Below are 20186 nucleotides of genomic sequence, written 5' to 3' on the forward strand. Positions count from 1 at the left end.
AACGCGAGATCGGCTCACAACGTGCCCCAAGCGAGGTCGGATTCGACCGGGCAGGCAGCGTCTTCTCCAGTGGGGGCACTGCCCGCGTGGTGCCGTGCCCTCTACGGCACCGGGTCAACCTCGTGCGAGGAACCTAATCGCTCGATCGAGCTGATCAGTTAGCCCATACGAGTGACGGCAACCACAGTTTTGACAACTAACGGTTAACTGTGACGCCGCCGAGACCTGCGACGATATACATCGACAGGTCTCGGCGGCGTTACTCCGTTTCGGGGACTAGCCGATCACTCGAAGTTGACCGAGCGCACCGTGCGCGCGCCGACGGCCGCGCCGATCGGGTCGAGCACCGCGGTGTCCACCGGGCGGTCGACGCGCAGCAGCATGAACGCGTCCGCGCCGTCCTTGGTCTGGCTGATCTGGGCGGCCTCGACGTTCACGCCCGCCTCGCCGAGCAGCGTGCCGACCGCGCCCATCACGCCCGGCCGGTCCGGGTACTCCAGCAGCAGCACGTTGCCCTCGGCGCGCAGGTCGAAGCCGCGGCCGTTGATGCCGACCAGCTTCTCGACCTGGTCCAGCCCCGTGAGCGTGCCGGACACCGTGATGACCGCGCCGTCCGCCTGCACCGCGCGCACCGTGACCAGGCTGCGGTGGTTGGCGCTCTCCGGCTCCTTGAGCAGGTCGACGCTCACGCCGAGCGAGGTGGCCAGCGCGGGCGCGTTGACGAAGGTGACCTGCTCCTCGACCACGCTGGAGAACACGCCGCGCAGCGCGGCCAGCGGCAGCACCGCGACGTCCTCGTTGGACAGTTCGCCGCGCACCTCGACGGTGACGCTCGTCGGGGCCTTCGCGCTCAGCGCCGCGACCACCGTGCCCAGCTTCTGCACCAGCGGCAGGTACGGGCGGACCTCCTCGCCGACCACGCCGCCGCCCTGCACGTTCACCGCGTCCGGCACGAAGTCGCCGGCCAGCGCGAGCAGCACCGACTTGGCCACGTCCGTGCCCGCCCGGTCCTGCGCCTCCGTCGTCGACGCGCCCAGGTGCGGCGTTACGACGACGTTCGGCAGGCCGAACAGCGGGCTCTCGGTGGTGGGCTCGGTGGAGAACACGTCGATGCCCGCGCCGCCGACCTGGCCCTCCTTCACGGCCTCGGCCAGCGCCTCCTCGTCGACCAGACCGCCGCGGGCGGCGTTGACGATGATCACGCCGCGCTTGGCCTTGGCCAGCTGCTCGGCGCCGATCAGGCCCTTGGTCTCCGGGGTCTTCGGCAGGTGGATGGAGATGAAGTCGGCGCGCTCCAGCAGCTCCTCCAGCGTCACCAGCTCGATGCCGAGCTGCGCGGCGCGGGCGGCGCTGACGTACGGGTCGTAGGCGATGAGCTCGGTGCCGAAGGCCGCGATGCGCGCGGCGAACAGCTGGCCGATCTTGCCCAGCCCCACCACGCCGACGGTCTTGCCCTGGACCTCGACGCCGTTGAACTTGCTGCGCTTCCACTCGTGGTTCTGCAGCGTGGCGTGCGCGGCCGGGATCTGGCGCGCGGTGGCGAGCAGCAGGGCGACCGCGTGCTCGGCGGCGCTGACGATGTTGGAGGTGGGCGCGTTGACCACCATGACGCCGCGCTCGGTGGCGGCGGGCACCTCGACGTTGTCGAGCCCGACGCCCGCGCGGGCGACGACCTTCAGCTTGGTGGTGGCCTTGAAGACCTCGGCGTTCACCTTGGTGGCGGAGCGGACCAGGAGTGCGTCGGCGTCGGCGACGGCTTCGAGCAGCGCGGGACGGTCGGTGCCGTCGACGTGGCGCACCTCGATGCCATCACCGAAGACGTCGAGAACGGACGGTGCGAGCTTCTCGGCGATGAGGACAACGGGCTTGGTCACGGACGTCGCTCCCGGAGGTGTGAACGGGTGGGGAGCGCGGGGCCGTCGAGCAGGTCGTCACCCGCGCCGGCCGGCCACGGCAATGTGTCCGGGTTGTTAACGAGCATAGTCAGCACCCGCCCGGCGGTTGACACCCGGGTGCCCCGTTTCACCTGCTGGAACACGGTACGCGCGTCCCGCGAAGCGCCCCGGTCGCGCGGGGAGGGCCCGGTGCCGGGGCGGTCGCCCCTCGGCGAAGTCCGCCGGTGCCCCGACCGTCGACCGACCGACGACAGCCCGGTGGTGGGCTCGGGTCCGCGCCCACCACCGGGCTGCCACCGGATCAACGGGTCGGCTTGGTCCCGATGCCGTCGACCACCGCCGTGGTGGTGGAGGAGTAGCCGGTGACGGTGCCCCTCGGGATGCCGGCGAACATCGAGTCGGACACCGTGCGCTCCCCGATCACCTCGCCCGTGCCGGGGTCGATGATGATCTCCTGGCGCTCCCCGTCCTCGGAGATGCCCAGCGCCACGCCCCGGCGGCCGTCGAGGTCGGCGGCGTCATCCGTGACGTCCAGTCCGGGCAGGTGGGTCAACGCCCGCAGCAGGGTCGCGCGGGCCGCGGCGGGCAGCAGACCGGTGCGCAACGCGTCGGCGGCGTAGACCAGCGATCGCTTCCCGCCCCCGCTGTCCTGGCGCAACCGCTCGTACAGCCGCTCGGGGTCGGTGGGCAGGCCGGCGAGGAACTCCGGCTCGGGGAACTGCCAGTTGCCGTGCTCGGGGGCCCCCGCGGTGAAGACGCCGCCCTTGGCGCGCTGCTCCGGCCACGGCAGCTCCTCGATGACGGCCCCCGCCGCACGGGCTTCGGCCTCGGTGCCCACGACCCACTTGCGGTTGCCGGTCTCCCCGCGTCGCCGCAGCCACTCCCCGCCCGGGTCGGCGGGGATCCAGGTCTCGACGACGTTCTCGTTGAGGAAGGAGAAGCTCTCGCCCTCCGTGCCCGTCGTCCTCATCCACCAGGCGTGGGTGGCCACGTAGCGGTACCGGCCGTCGGTCAGCACCGGGTCCTCGGCCCGTGCGGCGAGGTCGGCGGCGCTGGTCAACGCCTCCCGCGCTTGCGCCGTGGCGGTGCTGTCGGAGAACAACACCGTCGGCGCGAGCACGCCCGCGGTCACGAGCACCGCGACCGCGGCCGCCGCGGCCAACCATCGGCGCAACGGCCGCCGCCTTCCCTCCCCTGCCTCGACCTGGCCCGGCCGCGGCCCGGCTTGGCCGTCCGCCGCCGCCACCACGTGCTCACGCACCCCGGCCAGACCCCGTTGATCGGTCTCGACCTCCAGGTACAGCCCGGTCAGCGCGCGGTCGAGCTCGTCCTCGGTCCACACCTGCCGGACCCCGCCCCGATCCCCTTCACGCATCGCCGTCCTCCGCTCCACCGGTCGCACCGGAACCGTGTGATCGCAGCCACCGACGCACCCGGTGCAGGCGCGAGTAGACCGTGCCCACCGGGATGCCCAGGGCCTGGGCCACCTCGGTCGAGCTCAGGTGACCCCATGACGTCAGCAGCAGCACGTCCCGGTCCCCCGGTTCCAGCGCGGCCAGCGCGCCGGCCAGCCGCCGGATCCGCTGCTGCGCGGTGACCCGCTCGGTCGTGCGCACCTCGGGCGACTCCGCCTGCGCCCGTTCCGACCCCGCCACCCGGGCCCTGGCGCGCCAGCCCCGGACCTCCTGCCGCACGTGGCGCCGCAGCAGGTTGCTGGCGATCCCGTACAACCACGGCCGCACGCCGGCGCGTTCCGGGTCGTAGGTGTGCCGTTGCTGCAACGCCACCAGGAACGTCTCCGACACCAGGTCGTCGGCGGTCTGGTCCCCGACCCGACGGGCCAGGTAGGCGTGCAGCGACCCGGCGTGGTCGTCGAAGAGCCGCCCGAACACCGCTCCCGGATCCGGCCCCGACAGGTCCGGGTCGTCGTCGAGCGGCGGCCCCGGGCCAGGCCCCGCCGCGCTCGCAGTCGTCCTCGTCATGCCCCTACTTGCCCGCGGGCCACCGGGCCCTTCACGGGACCGACGTGTCCTGCGACACCCCGTCCACCGGCGGGCACCACGACCGCGCCGCCGACGGGAACGGTGGACTCGGGGTACGCGAACGTTCGGCACGGCCGTCCTGAACGTTCGACACGCGCGGCGGGAACGCGGGACGCGCGCGGTTCGGAGGCTGGGAGCGCGGGTGGCGCGTCACCAGGGTTCGTCGAACTCGCCGTCCTTGACGCCGAGGATGAAGGCCTCCCACTCGGCGGGGGTGAACACCAGGACCGGGCCGTCGGGGTGGGCGGAGTTGCGCATCGCCGTGTAGGTCACGCCGTCGGTGTGCTCGACGAACGCGATCTCGACGTGCTCCTCCTCGTCCTCCGCGCCCTCGTCGCTGCGGATCCACTCGGCTCCGCCGAGGTCGAGGTTGCCCCGGACGTGGGCCTTGTCGTCGTAGATGGGCGCGCTGTCGGTCATGGGGCCTAGGTATACCCGGGCCCGCGGTCGAAACCGCGGGCCCGGGTGAAAAAACCGCTGATCTTACGCCGTTTCGGTGATGGGGCGGTCGACCCAGGACATCAGGCCGCGCAGCTTCTTGCCGACCTCCTCGATCGGGTGCTGCTCGCCCTCCTGCTGCAACTTCTTGTAGTTGCCGCGGCCGGCGTCGTCCTCGTTCACCCACTCGGTGGCGAAGGTGCCGTCCTGGATCTCGCCCAGGATCTTGCGCATCTCCTCCTTGACCCCCGCCGTGATGACGCGCGGGCCGCGGGTGAGGTCGCCGAACTCGGCGGTGTCGGAGATCGAGTACCGCATCCGGGCGATGCCGCCCTCGTACATGAGGTCCACGATGAGCTTCAGCTCGTGCAGGCACTCGAAGTAGGCGACCTCGGGCGCGTAACCGGCCTCGGTCAGCACCTCGAAACCGGCCTGCACCAGCGCGGACGTGCCACCGCAGAGCACGGCCTGCTCACCGAACAGGTCGGTCTCGGTCTCCTCCTTGAACGTCGTCTTGATGACGCCCGCGCGCGTGCCGCCGATGCCCTTGGCGTAGGACAGCGCCAACGCCTGCGCGGTGCCGGAGGCGTCCTGCTCGACCGCGATCAGCGCGGGCACGCCCTTGCCGTCGACGAACTGGCGGCGCACCAGGTGGCCGGGGCCCTTCGGCGCGACCATCGCGACATCCACATTGGACGGCACGGTGATCAGGCCGTAGCGGATGTTGAAGCCGTGGCCGAAGAAGACCGCGTCGCCGTCCTTCAGGTTCGGCGCGATGTCGTTGGCGTAGATGTGCCGCTGCGCGGTGTCCGGCGCCAGGATCATGATCAGGTCGGCCTCGGCGGAGACCTCGGCGGGCGTGCCGACCGGCAGGCCCTCCTCCTCGGCCTTGGCGCGGGACTTGGAGCCCTCGGGCAGGCCGATCCGGACGTCGACGCCCGAGTCGCGCAGGCTCAGCGCGTGCGCGTGACCCTGGCTGCCGTAGCCGATGACCGCGACCTTGCGCCCCTGGATGATGCTCAGGTCGGCATCGTCGTCGTAGAAGATCTCGACGCTCACTGGTGGTACTTCCTTCCTCGGAACTGGAAAATCAGCGCACCGCGGTCGCGGTGATGGAGCGGGCGCCACGGCCGATGGCGACCATGCCGGACTGGACGATCTCGCGGAGCCCGTAGGGCTCCAGCATCCGCAGCAGCGCGTCGAGCTTCTCAGACGTGCCGGTGGCCTCGACGGTGACCGCCTCCGGGGAGACGTCGACGACCTTCGCGCGGAAGAGCTGCACCGTCTCGAGGACCTGGCTGCGCACCGTCGCGTCGGCGCGCACCTTGACGAGCAGGAGCTGCCGCTGGACCGACGCGGCGGGCTCGAGCTCGACGATCTTGATGACGTTGATGAGCTTGTTGAGCTGCTTGGTGACCTGCTCCAGCGGCAGCTCCTCGACCGACACCACGATGGTCATCCGGGAGATGTCCGGGTGCTCGGTGCGGCCGACGGCCAGCGACTCGATGTTGAAGCCGCGCCGCGAGAACAGACCCGCCACACGGGCGAGGACACCGGGCTTGTCCTCGACCAGAACGCTCAGGGTGTGCCTAGTCATCAGGGGTCACTCGTCCTCGTCGAACAGCGGGCGGATGCCACGCGCGGCCATGATCTCGCTGTTGCCGGTGCCGGCGGCCACCATGGGCCACACCTGGGCGTCCTTGCCGACCACGAAGTCGATGACGACCGGCCGGTCGTTGATCTCCATGGCCTGCTGGATGACCGGGTCGACCTGCTCGCGCGACTCCGCGCGCAGGCCGGCGCAGCCGTAGGCCTCGGCGAGCAGCTTGAAGTCGGGGATGCGGTGCTTGTGCGTGCCCAGGTCGGTGCTGGAGTAGCGCTCGCCGTAGAACAGCGTCTGCCACTGCCGGACCATGCCCAGGTTGCCGTTGTTGATGACCGCGACCTTGATCGGGATGCCCTCGATGGCGCAGGTGGCCAGCTCCTGGTTGGTCATCTGGAAGCAGCCGTCGCCGTCGATCGCCCACACCTGGACGTCCGGCACGCCGGCCTTCGCGCCCATCGCGGCGGGGACCGCGTAGCCCATCGTGCCCAGGCCGCCGGAGTTGATCCACGTGCGCGGGCGCTCGTACTTCACGAACTGCGCGGCCCACATCTGGTGCTGGCCGACGCCCGCGGTGAACAGGGTGTCCGGCGGGGTCAGCAGGCCGATCCGCTCGATCACGAACTGCGGGGACAGCGTGCCGTCCTCGGGCCAGTCGTAGCCCAGCGGGAACGTCTCGCGCAGCGCGTCGAGCTGCTCCCACCACGGCGCCAGGTCGACCGTGCGGGCCGAGTTCTCCTTCTCCGCGCGCACCGCGTCGACCAGGTCGCGGATGATCTCCTTGCAGTCGCCCACGATCGGCACGTCCGCGCGGCGGTTCTTCGAGATCTCGGCCGGGTCGATGTCGGCGTGCACGACCTGCGCGTCCGGCGCGAACGTGGACAGCTGGCCGGTGACCCGGTCGTCGAACCGCGCGCCCAGCGCGATCAGCAGGTCCGACTTCTGCATCGCGGCGACCGCGCCGACCGTGCCGTGCATGCCGGGCATGCCCATGTGCTGCGGGTGCGAGTCGGGGAACGCGCCGCGCGCCATCAGCGTGGTCACCACCGGGATGCCGGTGGACTCGGCCAGCTCCAGCAGCTCGGCCGACGCCTCGGCCTTGATCACGCCGCCGCCGACGTACAGGACGGGGCGACGGGCCGCGGCGATCAGCTTCGCGGCCTCGCGCACCTGCTTGCCGTGCGGCCGGGTCGTCGGCCGGTAACCGGGCAGGCGCAGCTCCGGCGGCCAGGAGAACGAGGTCATCTCCTGCAGCACGTCCTTGGGGATGTCCACCAGGACGGGGCCGGGTCGGCCGGTGGCGGCCAGGTGGAACGCCTCGGCGATGGCGCGCGGGATGTCCGCGGCGTCGGTGACGAGGAAGTTGTGCTTGGTGATCGGCATCGTGATGCCGCAGATGTCGGCTTCCTGGAACGCGTCGGTGCCGATCAGCGGGCGGGACTGCTGGCCGGTGATGGCGACCACCGGGACGGAGTCCATGTTGGCGTCCGCGAGGGGCGTGACGAGGTTCGTCGCACCCGGCCCCGAGGTCGCCATGCAGACGCCGACCTTGCCGGTGGCCTGGGCGTACCCGGTGGCGGCGTGGCCCGCGCCCTGCTCGTGGCGGACCAGGATGTGGCGCACCTTGGTGGAGTCGAGGAGGGGGTCGTAGGCAGGCAGGATCGTGCCGCCGGGAATGCCGAAGACCACTTCGCAGCCCACTGCCTCCAGCGAGCGGACGAGGGACTGGGCACCGGTCACGCGGATGGGAGCGCCGCTCGGCGGGGCCGGTTTCGGCCGCGGTCCAGGGCGGGGCGACGACGACTCCCCGGGAGCCGGTCGCGAGGTTGCGCTGGTCATCTGTCTGCCTCGTGGGTAAGGAGAATGCACGGTCCGGGCACGAAAAAACCCTCGCCAACCCGAACGGGTCGCACGAGGGTCGCGCGTCGACGCAAGCTCGAATGCCTAGGCGTCGACGCGCCTGGGAAGTACGAGAACGAGGTTGCGCTGCATGGGGCTGACGTTAACCGTCAAGGAGGTGGAGCGTCAACTGTGCGGGACGGCACTCCCGGATGGTGGAAGCCCGCACGTGCGTGGACGCGGGCCGGAGTCACCCGCTCGGACGATGGGTGGCAGCATCTCGATTCGTGCCGAAAGTCGTGTTCCGCATCCCCACACCGGCCCTGCTCGCGGCCGGGTCCGCGGCCATCTGCGCGACGCCCGTCGCGTGGGGCGTGCCGGGTCTCCAGGTCCTCTACCTGCTGCCGGCGGCGTTCGCGTGGTGGGTGCTGCGCAACCGGACGACCGTGGACGGCGAGCGGATCGTGGCGCGCGGCACGTTCGGCGCGCGCGAGGTGCCGTGGTCGGACGTGAAGGCGATCAAGGTGGTCCCGAAGGGGTGGTTGTCGGCGGTGCTCGCGGACGGCTCGCTCGTCCGGCTGCCCGCCGTGCGCGCCGCGCACCTGCCGGTGTTGTCGCAGGTCAGCGGCGGTCGGGTGGCCGATCCGACGGCCGTGCCCGAGGACGCGGCGGCCGAGGAGGAGCCCGCCGGGCCTGACCAGGACGAAACGCCGCCGCCCGTAAAGTCCGACGGGTGAGTTCTCGCACACAGTGGGTGCCCGTCCTCAGCCTGGTGCTGTCGCTGGCGGGGCTCGCGGTCTCGGCCTACCTCACCGTCGCGCACTTCAGCGCGGGCGCGCTGCTGTGCGCCGAGGGCGAGGTGATCGACTGCGGCACGGTGACCACCAGCGAGCAGTCGGAGCTGTTCGGCATCCCGGTCGCGGTGCTGGGCCTGGTGTTCTTCGCGTTCATGACCGTGGCCTGCCTGCCGTTCGCCTGGCGCAACGAGGCGCTGCACTGGGCGCGGCTGGTGTCCGTCGGCGTCGGCGTGCTGTTCGTGGTGTACCTGGTGGCCGCCGAGTTCCTGCTGATCGGGAAGATCTGCCTGTGGTGCACGGCTGTGCACGTCATCACGCTCGCGCTCGCCGCCGTGCTGGTCGTCGGGGCGTTGCGGCGGAGTAATCTCTGAGGCACCGCTCCCGCTTTCCGCGCCCCACACCCCGCGCGCGTCGTTCGCGATTCTCTTCTTGGCAAAGACCTCTGGAGGAGCCGTGCCACCGCTCCGTTCCCGCACCACCACCCACGGCCGCAACGCCGCGGGCGCACGCGCGCTGTGGCGCGCGACCGGCATGACCGACAGCGATTTCGGCAAGCCGATCGTGGCCATCGCCAACTCCTACACGCAGTTCGTGCCGGGGCACGTGCACCTGCGCGACCTCGGGGACATCGTGGCCGAGGCGATCCGCGAGGCCGGCGGGGTGCCGCGCGAGTTCCACACCATCGCGGTCGACGACGGCATCGCGATGGGCCACGGCGGGATGCTCTACTCCCTGCCGTCGCGGGAGATCATCGCCGACTCCGTCGAGTACATGGTCAACGCGCACCAGGCCGACGCGATCGTGTGCATCTCCAACTGCGACAAGATCACGCCCGGGATGCTCAACGCGGCGATGCGGCTCGACATCCCCGTGGTGTTCGTCTCGGGCGGGCCGATGGAGGCGGGCAAGGCGGTCGTGGTGGACGGCGTCGCCGTCGCGCCGACCGACCTGATCACCGCGATCTCCGCGTCCGCCTCGCCGGACGTGGACGAGGCCGGGTTGGCCGAGGTCGAGCGGTCGGCGTGCCCGACCTGCGGCTCGTGCTCGGGCATGTTCACCGCGAACTCGATGAACTGCCTCACCGAGGCGCTGGGCCTCGCGCTGCCGGGCAACGGCTCCACGCTGGCCACGCACGCCGCGCGCCGCGAGCTGTTCGCCGAGGCCGGCCGCACGGTCGTGGAGCTGTGCAAGCGGTACTACGAGCAGGACGACGAGTCGGTGCTGCCGCGCTCGATCGCGAACCGCAAGGCGTTCGAGAACGCCATGGCGCTGGACATGGCGATGGGCGGCTCCACGAACACCGTGCTGCACATCCTCGCCGCCGCGCGCGAGGGCGAGATCGACTTCACGCTGGCCGACATCGACGCGCTGAGCCGCCGCGTGCCGTGCCTGTCGAAGGTGTCGCCGAACTCGGACTACCACATGGAGGACGTGCACCGGGCGGGCGGCATCCCGGCCCTGCTCGGCGAGCTGTGGCGGGCCGGCCTGCTCAACGAGGACGTGCACACCGTGCACAGCCCGGACCTGGCGTCGTGGCTGGGCGAGTGGGACGTGCGGGCCCCGTCGCCGTCGCCGCGGGCCGTCGAGCTGTTCCACGCGGCGCCGGGCGGTGTGCGCACGACGCAGGCGTTCTCCACGTCCAACCGGTGGTCGAAGCTGGACACGGACGCGGCGGGCGGCTGCATCCGCGACGTCGAGCACGCGTACACCAAGGACGGCGGCCTGGCCGTGCTGCGGGGCAACCTGGCCGAGCGCGGCGCGATCATCAAGGCGGCGGGCATCGACGAGGAGCTGTGGCACTTCGAGGGGCCGGCGCGCGTGGTCGAGTCCCAGGAGGAGGCCGTCTCGGCGATCCTGAAGAAGGAGATCCAGCCCGGTGACGTGCTCGTGGTCCGCTACGAGGGCCCCGCGGGCGGGCCGGGCATGCAGGAGATGCTGCACCCGACCGCGTTCCTGAAGGGCGCGGGCCTCGGCCGCAAGTGCGCGTTGATCACCGACGGCCGGTTCTCCGGCGGCACGTCGGGCCTGGCGATCGGCCACGTCTCGCCGGAGGCGGCGGGCGGCGGCGTGATCGGCCTGGTCCAGGACGGCGACCGGATCCTGATCGACGTTCACGAGCGGCGGCTGGAGCTGCTGGTGGACGAGACCACGCTGGCCGAGCGGCGGGCCAAGGTGGAGGCGTCGGAGCGGCCGTGGCAGCCGGTCGACCGGGTCCGCCCGGTGACCGCGGCGCTGCGCGCCTACGCCCGGATGGCGACGGACGCATCCACGGGCGCGGTGCGGGACGTGAACAAGTAGGTGCGGGAAAACCCGGCCGGACATCCTTCACCGGCCGGGTTTTCGCTGGTCGACGGCCTAGCCGAGCAGCCGGACCGCGGCCAGGGCGGCGAGGAACACCGCCCACCCGGCCAGCGGCCCGACGACGGGTCTTCGCGCCCTGGTGGCCACCAACCCGCCCACGACCAGGCCCGCGAGCAACCCGACGGGCGGCAGCAGCGAGCGCGCGGTGAGGCCGATCGGGAACGCGACCAGGTAGACCACCGGCACCCCGACCACCACGAGCGCGAGCTGCAAGCCCGCCACCACGACCCGCTGGTCCACTACCGGAAGACGTAGAGCGTGGCCGCGGTGGCGCCGGCCGCGATCACCAGGCAGATGAAACCGGACAGCAGCGGGTGGCGGAACCAGCTGCGGTTGTAGTCCAGGGCGGCCCGGCCGGGGCCGGCGAACAGCGTCGCGAACGCCATCGCCGCGTACACCGCCTCCAGCTCGACGCCGTTGGGCGCGAAGAAGCCGCCCCGGTACTTCAGGGCGATGACGTTCGCCATCACGCCGAGCACACCGGCCGCCGCGAGCGGCGTGAACAGGCCGAAGATGAGCAGGGCACCACCGCCGAGCTCGGTGATGCCGGTGACCCAGGCCAGGATCCGGGCCTCGCGGAACCCGGTGGACTGGAGGTACTGGGCGAACCCGTCGATGCCCGGCCCGCCGAACAGGCCGAACACCTTCTGCAGGCCGTGCATGACGAACGCGCCGCCCAGCGCCAGCCGCAGCACCAGCAGGCCGATGTCGGCACTGGCGCTCCAGCCGAACTGCTTGCGCTCGTCCTCGTCCTCGAACGTGTCGTAGTGGGAAGCGGGCTTGTCCTCCAAGTCCGCGATCGGCGTGTAGCCGGAGGCGTCGAAGCCCTTGGTGTCCTTGCCGAACGCGTCGCCGTCGATCGTCCGCGTGCCGTCGTCGAAGTGGTGAACTCCTCCGCCAACGCCACTCGTCGAGTAGAACCCGTCGTCGGAGTAGCCGCCAGATGTCCTCGAGCGGTCGTCGTGAGTAGCCACGCACCCGCACGTTAGGAGGTTCGGACGACGTCCGCGAGCGTCCGTTCAGCCGACCGAATTCACCCGAATGGGCTAATAGTCGCCCTTGACCAGGTTCCGCGGCCGCTCGCCGCGGGCGAACCGGTCGACCTCGGCGGCCACCACGGCGTACGCGCGCTCGGCGTGGCCCGTGCAGCTGCCGGCCACGTGCGGCGTGAGGAACAGGCCCGGCGCGGTCCACAGTGGATGGTCCGACGGCAGCGGCTCCGGGTCGGTCACGTCCAGCGCCGCGCGCAGCCGCCCCGAGGACAGCTCGGCCATCAACGCGCCGGTGTCGACCACCGCGCCGCGCGCCGCGTTGACCAGGATCGCGCCGTCCTTCATCCGGGAGAGGAACTTCGCGTCCACCATCCCGGTGGTCTCCTCGGTCAGCGGCACCACGACCAGCACCGCGTCGAACCGGCCGAGCAGGTCGGGCAGCTCGTCCACGCCGTGCACGCCGGGCCGGGCGGTGCGGCCGACCAGGGTCGCGGTCGCGTCGAACGGCTCCAGCCTGCGCCGGAACTGCTCGCCGAGGTCGCCCGCGCCGACCACGAGCACCTCCTTGCCCTGCAACGTCTCCGTGAGGTGGTAGTCCCAGCGGCGTTCCTGCCTGGCCCGCTCGAACACCGGGAAGTCCCGGTAGATCGCGAGCAGCGCGCCGATCGCCCACTCCGCCGTGCTGCCGCCGTGCGCGCCGCGGCACGTCGACAGCATCACACCATCGGGTACGACGCCGATGAACCGCTCGGCGCCCGCCGACAGCAGCTGCACCAGCTTCAGCGCCGGCAGCCGGCCGAACACGTCGCGCGGGTCCGTGCCCAGCAGGAACTTCGGCACCAGGACCTCCGCGTGGGCGGCCTCGGCGGGCAGCGGCTGCCCCGGCTCGTAGCGGACGGGCCGCACACCCTCCACGTCGGACAGCACGCGGACACCCAGGTCGTCGGGGACCAGCACGGTGAGGCTCACGGGACCGCACGTTACGGCACACTTGCCGCCATGCGGGAGCACGACATCTTCTCCGCGGACGGCACGCGGATCAGGTTGTGGCGCACCGACGCGGACGGGCCGGACGTGCTGCTCAGCCACGGCCTCGGCGCCGTGCCGACGGCGTGGCCGGAGCTGCCGTCGGCCCGCGTGCACGGCTGGTACCACCGCGGCACCCTCGACTCGGACCGGCCGGCCGACCCGTCCCGCGTCGAGCTGGCCGACCACGTCGCCGACGCGCTGGCTGTGCTGGACGACGGCGGCGTCGAGCGGTGCGTGGTGATGGGCTGGTCGATGGGCGTGACGGTGGCCGCCGCGCTGGCGTTGCGGCACCCGGACCGGGTGAGCGGCCTGCTGCTGGTCACGGGCGCGCCGGGCGACACGTTCGCGAGCGTGTTCGGCATCCCCGGCGTGCCGGAGCCGGTGCGGCGGCTGCTCGGCGTGGGCGGGCTGACGGCGTTGAAGGCCGCCGCGCCCCTGCTGGACGCCGTGCTGCACCGCGTGCCGGTGCCGGACGTCGGCGGGCCGCTGCTCGGGTCGCTGCGCCGCTACCTCCGGCACGACTGGGGCTGGTACCTCACCCTCGCGCTGGCGCTGGGCCGCACGCCCCGGCTCGACCTGACCGGCGTGACGTGCCCCACAACGGTGCTGGCGGGCCGGTACGACTTCCTGGCCTCGGCCGACGGCGTGCTCGGCCCCGTCGCCGCCCTGCCGCAGGCCAGGGTGCGGGTGCTGCCGAACACGCACTTCCTCCCGCTGGAGGACCCGCGGGTGGTGGCGGAGGAGCTGGAGCTCCTGCTCGACCGGGCCGACGCCGTGCGCCGGGCCGTGCACGAGGACGTGGAAGGGCCGCTCACCTCGCGTTCACGGCCACGCGCTTAACCTGGGTCTCGTGTCGCGACTGCGTGGAGTGCTGATCGGTTCGGCCCTCGGCCTGCTGGCCGCGGGCTGCGCGAGCTTCCCCGAGCAGCCGGGACCGGCCGGGTGGAGCGCGGCCCAGCAGTTGACGCCGCAGGCCGGGCCGGTGCCCGAGCTGCCCGGCGAGCTGCCGAAGGGTCCCGTCGGCGGCCAGCAGCCCGGTCAGCAGCCGACGCCCGTGCCACCGCCGCAGGGCTGCAAGGACTTCAACCCCGCCGTGGTCGGCACGTGCCTGAACCCGATCTCCGGCGTGGCGCTGACCGACGTCAACCAGACCACCGGCGCGGTGACGGCGCTGGCCACCGAGCGCACCACCGGGCGGCTGCTCAAGGTGACCAAGGACGTCGACCCGGTCGAGGTGGCGAAGCTCGAGGTGGACGCGGCGGGCGACGGCGGGCTCACCGGGCTCACGCTGTCGCCGACGTACGCCGAGGACCAGCTGGTCTTCGTGTACGTGACCACCGCGACCGACAACCGGGTGCTGCGGATCGCGCCGGGCGACGTGCCCAAGCCCGTGCTGACCGGCATCCCGAAGGGCCCGACCGGCAACCGGGGCGTGCTCGCCTACGACCGCACCGGCGCGTTGCTGGTGGCCACGGGCAACGCGGGCAACCCCGGCGCGGCGGCCGACCCGAACTCGCTGGCCGGGAAGGTGCTGCGGATCGACGCCACGGGCCAGCCCGCGCGCGGCAACCCGACGGCGGGCTCGCGGGTGCTGGCGAGCGGCCTGAAGTCGCCCGGCGGGCTGTGCGTGTCCGGCGACGGCACGAAGGCGTGGGTGACCGACGCGGGCGCGACCGCCGACCTGCTGTACCGGGTCGAGCCGGGCAAGGCGCTGGGCGACCCGGCGTGGTCGTGGCCCGAGCGCCCGGGCGTCGCCGGCTGCGCGTCGTTCTCGAACGCCGTGATGGTGGCCGCGAGCGCCACCCCGGGCGTGCTCAACCTGCCGATGAACCCGGACGGCAGCTTCACCGGCAAGCCCGAGGCGAGCATGCACGGCGAGGACGGCTTCGGCCGCCTCGGTCCGCTGCTGATGCTGGACGACACGACCGCGCTGGCCGGCACGGTGAACAAGAACCAGGGCGGCGCGCCGGTCTCCAGCGACGACCGCGTGGTGATCATCGTGCGCCAGGGCGGCCCCGTCGGCGGCAAGGACTGACGTCCGGGCCTCGCGGTGCGGTGGCGTGTCGCGGTCCGGTCGGGTGTCGCGGTCCGGTCCGGTGTCGCAGCGCGGGTCAGGTGTCGCAGCGCGGTCAGGGGGCCGTGGTGCGGTAGATGGCGTCCGCCACCTGCGCGTACAGGCCCTTCGGGTGGTCGCGGAACAGCGGTTCGGTGCCGAACAGCACCGCCCGCGCGCCCCGCGGCGACGTGCCCGCGACGACCGCCGCCTGCCCGGCCGCGTCACGGCTGCCCCCCGAGCCGTCCGGGCGGGCCGCCCAGTGCCCGGCGACGAGCCCCTGGTACCGCTGCCGCGCGCTCACGCCCGCCCCGAGGTCGGTGAACCAGTACGGCGCGTAGACGAACGAGTGGCCCACCGCGCCCGCCTCGTCCACCACCGAGACGACGCCGTTCGCGTCCTCCCGGCCCGCGACCGCGCGCACCGGCAGCACCCCGGCGTCGGCGTTGAACCGCACACCCGTCGCGCCGCGCGTCACCACGCCGCCGCGCGCCAGGAACCCGTCCACCGCCGCCCTGGCCGGTGCGCCGAGCTGGTCGTACCGCAACCCCGACGACACGAGCAGCACGTCGACACCGGACAGGTCGAACCCCTGCTCCAGCACCGCCGTCGACACCGGCCGGATGTCGAAGCCCATGTCCCGCAACGCCTTCAGCTCGTCGGCCGCGACCGCGCCCGCCACCACGGGACGCCGCAGCGGCGCACCGCCCGGCGCCGCCGCCGTGAACCGCGCCCCGTACCGGTCCGACACCTCCTCGGCCGCCGACCGCGCCGACGCGGGCACCACGATCGTGCCGTCGTCCTGCCTGCGCAGCCCGACACCCCGCGCGAGCAGGTCGTTCACCGCCGCCACGTCCTTGCCGTCGGCCAGCACGAGCGCCAGGTCGCTGCCCTCGGGCGCCCGCAGCGAGCCCGAGGGCGACGCCGCCGACACCTCCCGCCCGCGCACGTCCAGCGGCCCGTCCCGCACGACGTCCACCGACGCGCCCCACAGCAGCCGGTGGCTCCAGCCGCTGATGTCGTACATGACCGGCACGGTGGCGGAGATGTCCCGGCCCGCCTCCAGCATCACGTTCGCCAGCGCCCGTTTCGGCTGGTGCAGGTCCACCACGTAGGACCCGGCCGGGTAGGAGCGCTCACCCAGCGTGAACGGTCGGTCGGCGCGCTTCACCCGGACGTCGTGCGCCACCAGGTGGTCGACCAGCCGTGCGGCGGCCTGCCCGGACCGCTGCCCGTCACCCACCGGTATGACGTACCCGCGCGGGAACTCCGTGGTGTAGCGGTCTTCGGGGCCGAAGCCGGGCACGAAGCCGTCCGGCACGGCCCGCTGCGGCTCGCCCGCCAGGCCGCGGCGGAACATCTCGATCTGGTTGTCCACCATGGCGGACCGGTGTTCGTTCACGTACGTGAGCGCGCTGCGGATCGTCGCCTCGACGACGTCGGTGTTGATGGCCGAACGCCGCCGCAACTCCGTCACCGGCTGTGTCGTGTAGTCGCCCCGGTTCACGCGCATGGGGATCTCGATCGTGTAGGACACCGCGCCGTGGTACATCGAGTACTGCGCGGTGTAGATCGGCGCCCAGCCGTCCCACACGCCCGGCTCGTAGTCGCGGAACGGGATCTCCGGCGAGGCCGCCTCGGGGTGGCCGAGCGCCTGGACCGCGTCCTCCATCCGCAGGCCGCCCGCGTAGCCGTGCCCGATGTAGAGGTCGAAGTCGTAGTTCTGGCCGTGCGGCGGCGTGGTCGGCTCGATCAGCGTGTTGGCCACGTAGCCGTGCTCGTCGAGCACCAGCAGGGGCTGGATGCGCTTGACGACGTCCCGCATCGCCCGCGACTCCGGCTGCGACGAGGTGACGAAGTCGCGGTTGAGGTCGAACCCGGTCGCGTTGGCGCGCGTGCCGGCCACCCGGCCGTCCGGGTTCGCGGTCAGGTTCACGTAGACCCGGTGGCGGCGCAGGAAGTCACCGGCGGCCGGGTCGGAGGCGAGGTCCTCGATCACGCGCAGCGCGCCGTCGGTGCCCTCCCACTCGTCGCCGTGGATGTTGGCGTTGATCCACACCGGGGCCTTGTAGCCGGTGCGGAGGAAGATGTCGCGGGCGGCGCGGGTCGGGTCGTTCTCGATCCGGTCGCGCCACGCGTCCTGCCTTCGGGTCTCCGCCGGCGTCTCCGGCGCGGTGAGCGTGACCAGGTAGAGGTCGCGGCCCAGCGTGGAGCGGCCGACGACCTCGACGGACACCCGGTCGCTGCGCCGTTGCAGGTCGTTGAGGCGCGGCGCGAGCGCGTGGTACGGCGCGAGGCCCAGCTTGATCGCCCGGTCGGCCTGGTCCTCCGGGTACGCGCGGAGCAGCGTGCGGCGCGGGTAGCCGGGGTTGGCGTCGGGCCGGTTGTCGCCGCGCGCGGTGGCGTGCAGCGGCGGGTCGACGGCGGCGACCTGGTTGCGCTCGGGCCCGTTGCCCGGCTCGTGCGCCCGGCCGGCATCGGGCGCGGCGGTCGCGGGGGTGGTCATCGTGGCCAGCAACAGCACCGTGAGCGTCAACCAGCGCACCGGGCCCCCTAGGGGTGATCGCCGAGGAACTCCTCCACCCTGACTAGTGGGTGCGGGTGATCCAGGTCAACCGGTCGAATGGCTGGTCAGCCGCGCTACCCCGAACCGAGGCACACGAACGGGCGACGCAGCGGGTCGACCGCGACCGCCTCGGCCAGCGCGACCGCGGGCGACGCGCCGCCCGCGAGGTTGCGGTGGAAGTCGGCCATCGCCGCCGCCGAGGGCTGGTCGCCGACCCGGCTGGACGCGGCGATCACCGTCCGCGCGCCGCCTGCCAGCAACGCGCCCGCGAACCCGAGCGGCTCGTCGCCGGGCCGCACCCGGTTGAGCGCCAGCTCGCACGCGGCCAGCACGACCTGGTGCGGCGGGCGGCGCACCCGGCCGACCTCGTGCGCGAACATCGCGCCGTCCACCAGCTCCAGCCGGGAGAACAGCGCGTTCTCCGGCTCGTGCTCGCCGTGCGCGGCGATGTGCGCCAGCTCGACCCCGTCCAACGCCTCCAGCACCGCGCCGACCTTGGCCTCGTCGACGCCGAGCAGCTTCGCGTCGCCGTGGTAGCCCGCGAGCCGGTCGATCTCGCCCTGCGCGGCCTGCAAGCCGGGACCGCGCACCAGCAGCACGCCCTCGACGTGGTCGCGCTCCTGGCGGATCGCCGACACCCACGCGGTGGCCGACGGGACCGCCGTCGTCGGCCGGTTCACGCAGGTGGGCAGCACGCCCCACGGCACCACGTACAGCGCGCCGGTCGGCACCACGACCAGCGACCGGTCGCCGATCATCGGCGCCAGCGGGCCGAGCAGCAGCCGGTCCAGCTTCTCCGCCTCACGGCGCGCGGACGCCGAGATGACCTCCACCAACGGCGGCGGCAGGTGGTCGGGCGCGAGCGCGTTGAGGTCGGCGTGCAGGCGGCGCGCGCCCTCGGTGGCACCGGCGGCCGACCCGAGGCGCACCATGCGCACGCGGGCGCCCGCGAACACCACGGCGATCAGCTCGTCGCCGGACACCGCGAAGCTCACCATCGCCCGCCCGTCCAGCCGGGACAGCACCTCCTCGGGCGTGACGACGGGGCGCGGCGTGCCCCACGGGCTGGCGCTCCAGCCCATCCGGGTGGCGGCGCGCTGGCTCGCCTTGAGCCGCGACTCCAGCTCGCCGGTCGGCAGGCCGTCCAGCCGGGCCCGCAGCAGGGCCCGGCTCAGCGTGCGCACCTCGGCGATCCGCTCGCCCAGCTCGGAGTCCACAGTGGACACGGCCGGGTCGTACCGGTACAGCTGCGCCCTGGTGCGCTCCAGCCAGGTGAACAGGCGCTTGGCGTTGGCCGCCGAGTCCGTGCCGCCCAGCACCAGGCGCACGGCGAGTTCGCCCAGCTCACGGCCGTGCACGGCGGTGCCGGACACCAGCTCCAGCCCGCCGAGCCGGTCCCGCATCCGGCCCAGCTCGGCCAGCCCCGCCTTGGCCTGCGCCAGCGCCACCCGCTGGTTGCCGCGGGCCAGCGCCAGCTCCGCCCGGCACAGCCGCAGCAGCATCCGGTGGTCGATCGGCGTGATCCGGCGCGTCTTGGGCACGCTGCGCAGCAGGTCGGCGCCGCGGTCCGGGTCGCCGCGCCGGATCTCCAGCCGTGCGGCCAGCACCAGCGCGAACGCCGACTGGTCGTGCAGCTTCAACGCGGACAGCTCGGCGGACAGCTCGACCGCCCGGCGCACCACCCCGGCGACCGGGCGCCGGGAGCCGAGCGCGCGGACCACGTCCACCCGCAACGCGATCAGCCCCGCCACCGCCGCCCACGCCGGGCTGCCGCGCCGGACCAGCTTGCGCTGCGCCGAGGTCGCCATCCGCCGGGCCAGGACGAGGTCCCCGTCCTGCAACGCCGCCGCCGCGCGGAACAGCTCGGCCTCGGCGACGTCCTGCCCGATGCGCTGGCGGCGCAGCTCCGGCAGCACCTCGTCCAGCAGCCGGCCCGCCTCGTCGGCCAGGCCGACGCTGATCATCGCCTCGGCCTGGTCGATGCGCAGGCGCAGCAGCAGGCCGGGTTCGAGGTCCTGGAACGCCCGGTTGGCCTCGTGGTAGTGGCGCAGGGCGGCCGGGATGTCGCCGGCGCGCTGCACGGCGTTGCCCAGCGCGTGCTTGGCGATCGCGGCGCGCAGGGGCAGGCCGTGCGCGTCGGCGAGCTCGACCGCGCGGTCGAGGTCGCGGGCGGCCTTGTCGTAGCGGTGCACCTCGCCGTGCGCGTTGCCCCGGTTGGACAGGGCCAGCGCGAGCAGGTCGACGGCTTCGGGGTCGGCGTGCTCGGGCAGGCGCCGTGCGCTGCGCTCGATCTCGCGGTCGAGCTGGGCGATGCCCTCGTCGATGCGGCCGACCCGGCACAGCAGGGCCGCGCGGTTGAGGTTGACCAGGGTCGACAGGTGGGCGCGCAGCTCCTCGTCCCGCAGCCCGGCGAGCTCGGCGTCGACGCCGGCGAGCTGGGTGAGGCCGTCGTCGACCTTGCCCGTCTCGGCCAGGCAGAACGCCAGCGTGTTGAGCAGCCGGGTGCGGACCTCGAGGCGTTCCTGGGGGTCGATCCCGGGCGCCTCCAGCAGCGCCAGACCCCTCCGCATC

At 72.9% G+C, this 20186-nt stretch carries 17 protein-coding genes; 5 read left to right on the forward strand and 12 right to left on the reverse strand.

The features are described 5' to 3' along the window. Positions 1–284 precede the first annotated feature (284 nt). From serA to ACZ7GX_RS09885, 7 genes are all read right to left on the reverse strand, one after another. Positions 285–1874: a phosphoglycerate dehydrogenase gene (serA, locus tag ACZ7GX_RS09855; protein ID WP_498774807.1), complete on the reverse strand. Its 1590-nt coding sequence runs from the start codon at positions 1872–1874 to the stop codon at positions 285–287. A gap of 322 nt (positions 1875–2196) precedes the next feature. Continuing rightward, positions 2197–3270, reverse strand: coding sequence for a CU044_5270 family protein (locus tag ACZ7GX_RS09860; protein WP_498774809.1), 1074 nt, complete (start codon positions 3268–3270; stop codon positions 2197–2199). Then, positions 3263–3877: an RNA polymerase sigma factor gene (locus tag ACZ7GX_RS09865; RefSeq protein ID WP_498774811.1), complete on the reverse strand. Its 615-nt coding sequence runs from the start codon at positions 3875–3877 to the stop codon at positions 3263–3265. Before ACZ7GX_RS09865 ends, ACZ7GX_RS09860 begins: the two co-directional genes overlap by 8 nt. 210 nt (positions 3878–4087) lie before the next feature. Continuing rightward, a complete protein-coding gene (locus tag ACZ7GX_RS09870) occupies positions 4088–4357 on the reverse strand; it encodes a DUF397 domain-containing protein (protein WP_396541985.1) in 270 nt (89 codons plus the stop codon). 63 nt (positions 4358–4420) lie between these two features. Beyond that, a complete protein-coding gene (gene ilvC, locus ACZ7GX_RS09875) occupies positions 4421–5434 on the reverse strand; it encodes a ketol-acid reductoisomerase (RefSeq protein ID WP_498774814.1) in 1014 nt (337 codons plus the stop codon). A 31-nt stretch (positions 5435–5465) separates the two neighbouring features. Beyond that, positions 5466–5972, reverse strand: coding sequence for an acetolactate synthase small subunit (gene ilvN, locus ACZ7GX_RS09880; protein WP_077009444.1), 507 nt, complete (start codon positions 5970–5972; stop codon positions 5466–5468). A gap of 6 nt (positions 5973–5978) precedes the next feature. After that, the gene (locus ACZ7GX_RS09885) at positions 5979–7817 is read right to left on the reverse strand and encodes an acetolactate synthase large subunit (RefSeq protein WP_498774817.1); all 1839 of its coding nucleotides are present in this window, start codon (positions 7815–7817) and stop codon (positions 5979–5981) included. Positions 7818–8104: 287 nt separating this feature from the next. On the opposite strand from ACZ7GX_RS09885, the gene ACZ7GX_RS09890 reads away from it, so the two are divergent. The 3 genes from ACZ7GX_RS09890 to ilvD all read left to right on the forward strand — a co-directional run bounded on the left by ACZ7GX_RS09890 (position 8105) and on the right by ilvD (position 10912). Beyond that, positions 8105–8554 carry a PH domain-containing protein gene (locus ACZ7GX_RS09890; RefSeq protein WP_498774819.1) on the forward strand — a complete coding sequence of 150 codons (450 nt, stop codon included), beginning with the start codon at positions 8105–8107 and terminating at the stop codon, positions 8552–8554. After that, positions 8551–8985 (forward strand): vitamin K epoxide reductase family protein, encoded by a 435-nt coding sequence (locus tag ACZ7GX_RS09895; protein ID WP_498774821.1) that lies wholly within the window; start codon positions 8551–8553, stop codon positions 8983–8985. The genes ACZ7GX_RS09890 and ACZ7GX_RS09895 overlap by 4 nt, the downstream gene beginning before the upstream one ends. 82 nt (positions 8986–9067) lie before the next feature. Continuing rightward, entirely contained in the window at positions 9068–10912 is a 1845-nt protein-coding gene (gene ilvD / locus ACZ7GX_RS09900; protein ID WP_498774823.1) for a dihydroxy-acid dehydratase, read from the forward strand. A 57-nt stretch (positions 10913–10969) separates the two neighbouring features. Here the strand turns inward: ilvD and ACZ7GX_RS09905 are convergent, their stop codons facing one another. From ACZ7GX_RS09905 to ACZ7GX_RS09915, 3 genes are all read right to left on the reverse strand, one after another. After that, positions 10970–11215 carry a hypothetical protein gene (locus ACZ7GX_RS09905; protein ID WP_498774825.1) on the reverse strand — a complete coding sequence of 82 codons (246 nt, stop codon included), beginning with the start codon at positions 11213–11215 and terminating at the stop codon, positions 10970–10972. Beyond that, complete coding sequence (locus ACZ7GX_RS09910) at positions 11215–11949, reverse strand: DoxX family protein (RefSeq protein WP_498774827.1); 735 nt, start codon at positions 11947–11949, stop codon at positions 11215–11217. Before ACZ7GX_RS09910 ends, ACZ7GX_RS09905 begins: the two co-directional genes overlap by 1 nt. 72 nt (positions 11950–12021) lie before the next feature. Continuing rightward, positions 12022–12936 carry a 2-hydroxyacid dehydrogenase gene (locus tag ACZ7GX_RS09915; protein ID WP_498774829.1) on the reverse strand — a complete coding sequence of 305 codons (915 nt, stop codon included), beginning with the start codon at positions 12934–12936 and terminating at the stop codon, positions 12022–12024. Positions 12937–12966: 30 nt separating this feature from the next. On the opposite strand from ACZ7GX_RS09915, the gene ACZ7GX_RS09920 reads away from it, so the two are divergent. Further along, on the forward strand, positions 12967–13836 hold the full coding sequence (locus ACZ7GX_RS09920) for an alpha/beta fold hydrolase (RefSeq protein WP_498774831.1): 870 nt from the start codon (positions 12967–12969) through the stop codon (positions 13834–13836). A 10-nt stretch (positions 13837–13846) separates the two neighbouring features. After that, complete coding sequence (locus ACZ7GX_RS09925) at positions 13847–15031, forward strand: PQQ-dependent sugar dehydrogenase (protein WP_498774833.1); 1185 nt, start codon at positions 13847–13849, stop codon at positions 15029–15031. A gap of 94 nt (positions 15032–15125) precedes the next feature. On the opposite strand, the gene ACZ7GX_RS09930 is transcribed toward ACZ7GX_RS09925, so the two are convergent. Beyond that, positions 15126–17594: a M14 family zinc carboxypeptidase gene (locus ACZ7GX_RS09930; protein WP_498774835.1), complete on the reverse strand. Its 2469-nt coding sequence runs from the start codon at positions 17592–17594 to the stop codon at positions 15126–15128. 95 nt (positions 17595–17689) lie between these two features. Then, positions 17690–20185 carry a CHAT domain-containing protein gene (locus ACZ7GX_RS09935; RefSeq protein ID WP_498774837.1) on the reverse strand — a complete coding sequence of 832 codons (2496 nt, stop codon included), beginning with the start codon at positions 20183–20185 and terminating at the stop codon, positions 17690–17692. Position 20186 lies beyond the last annotated feature (1 nt).

The organism is Actinosynnema sp. NPDC037264, assembly GCF_055603705.1.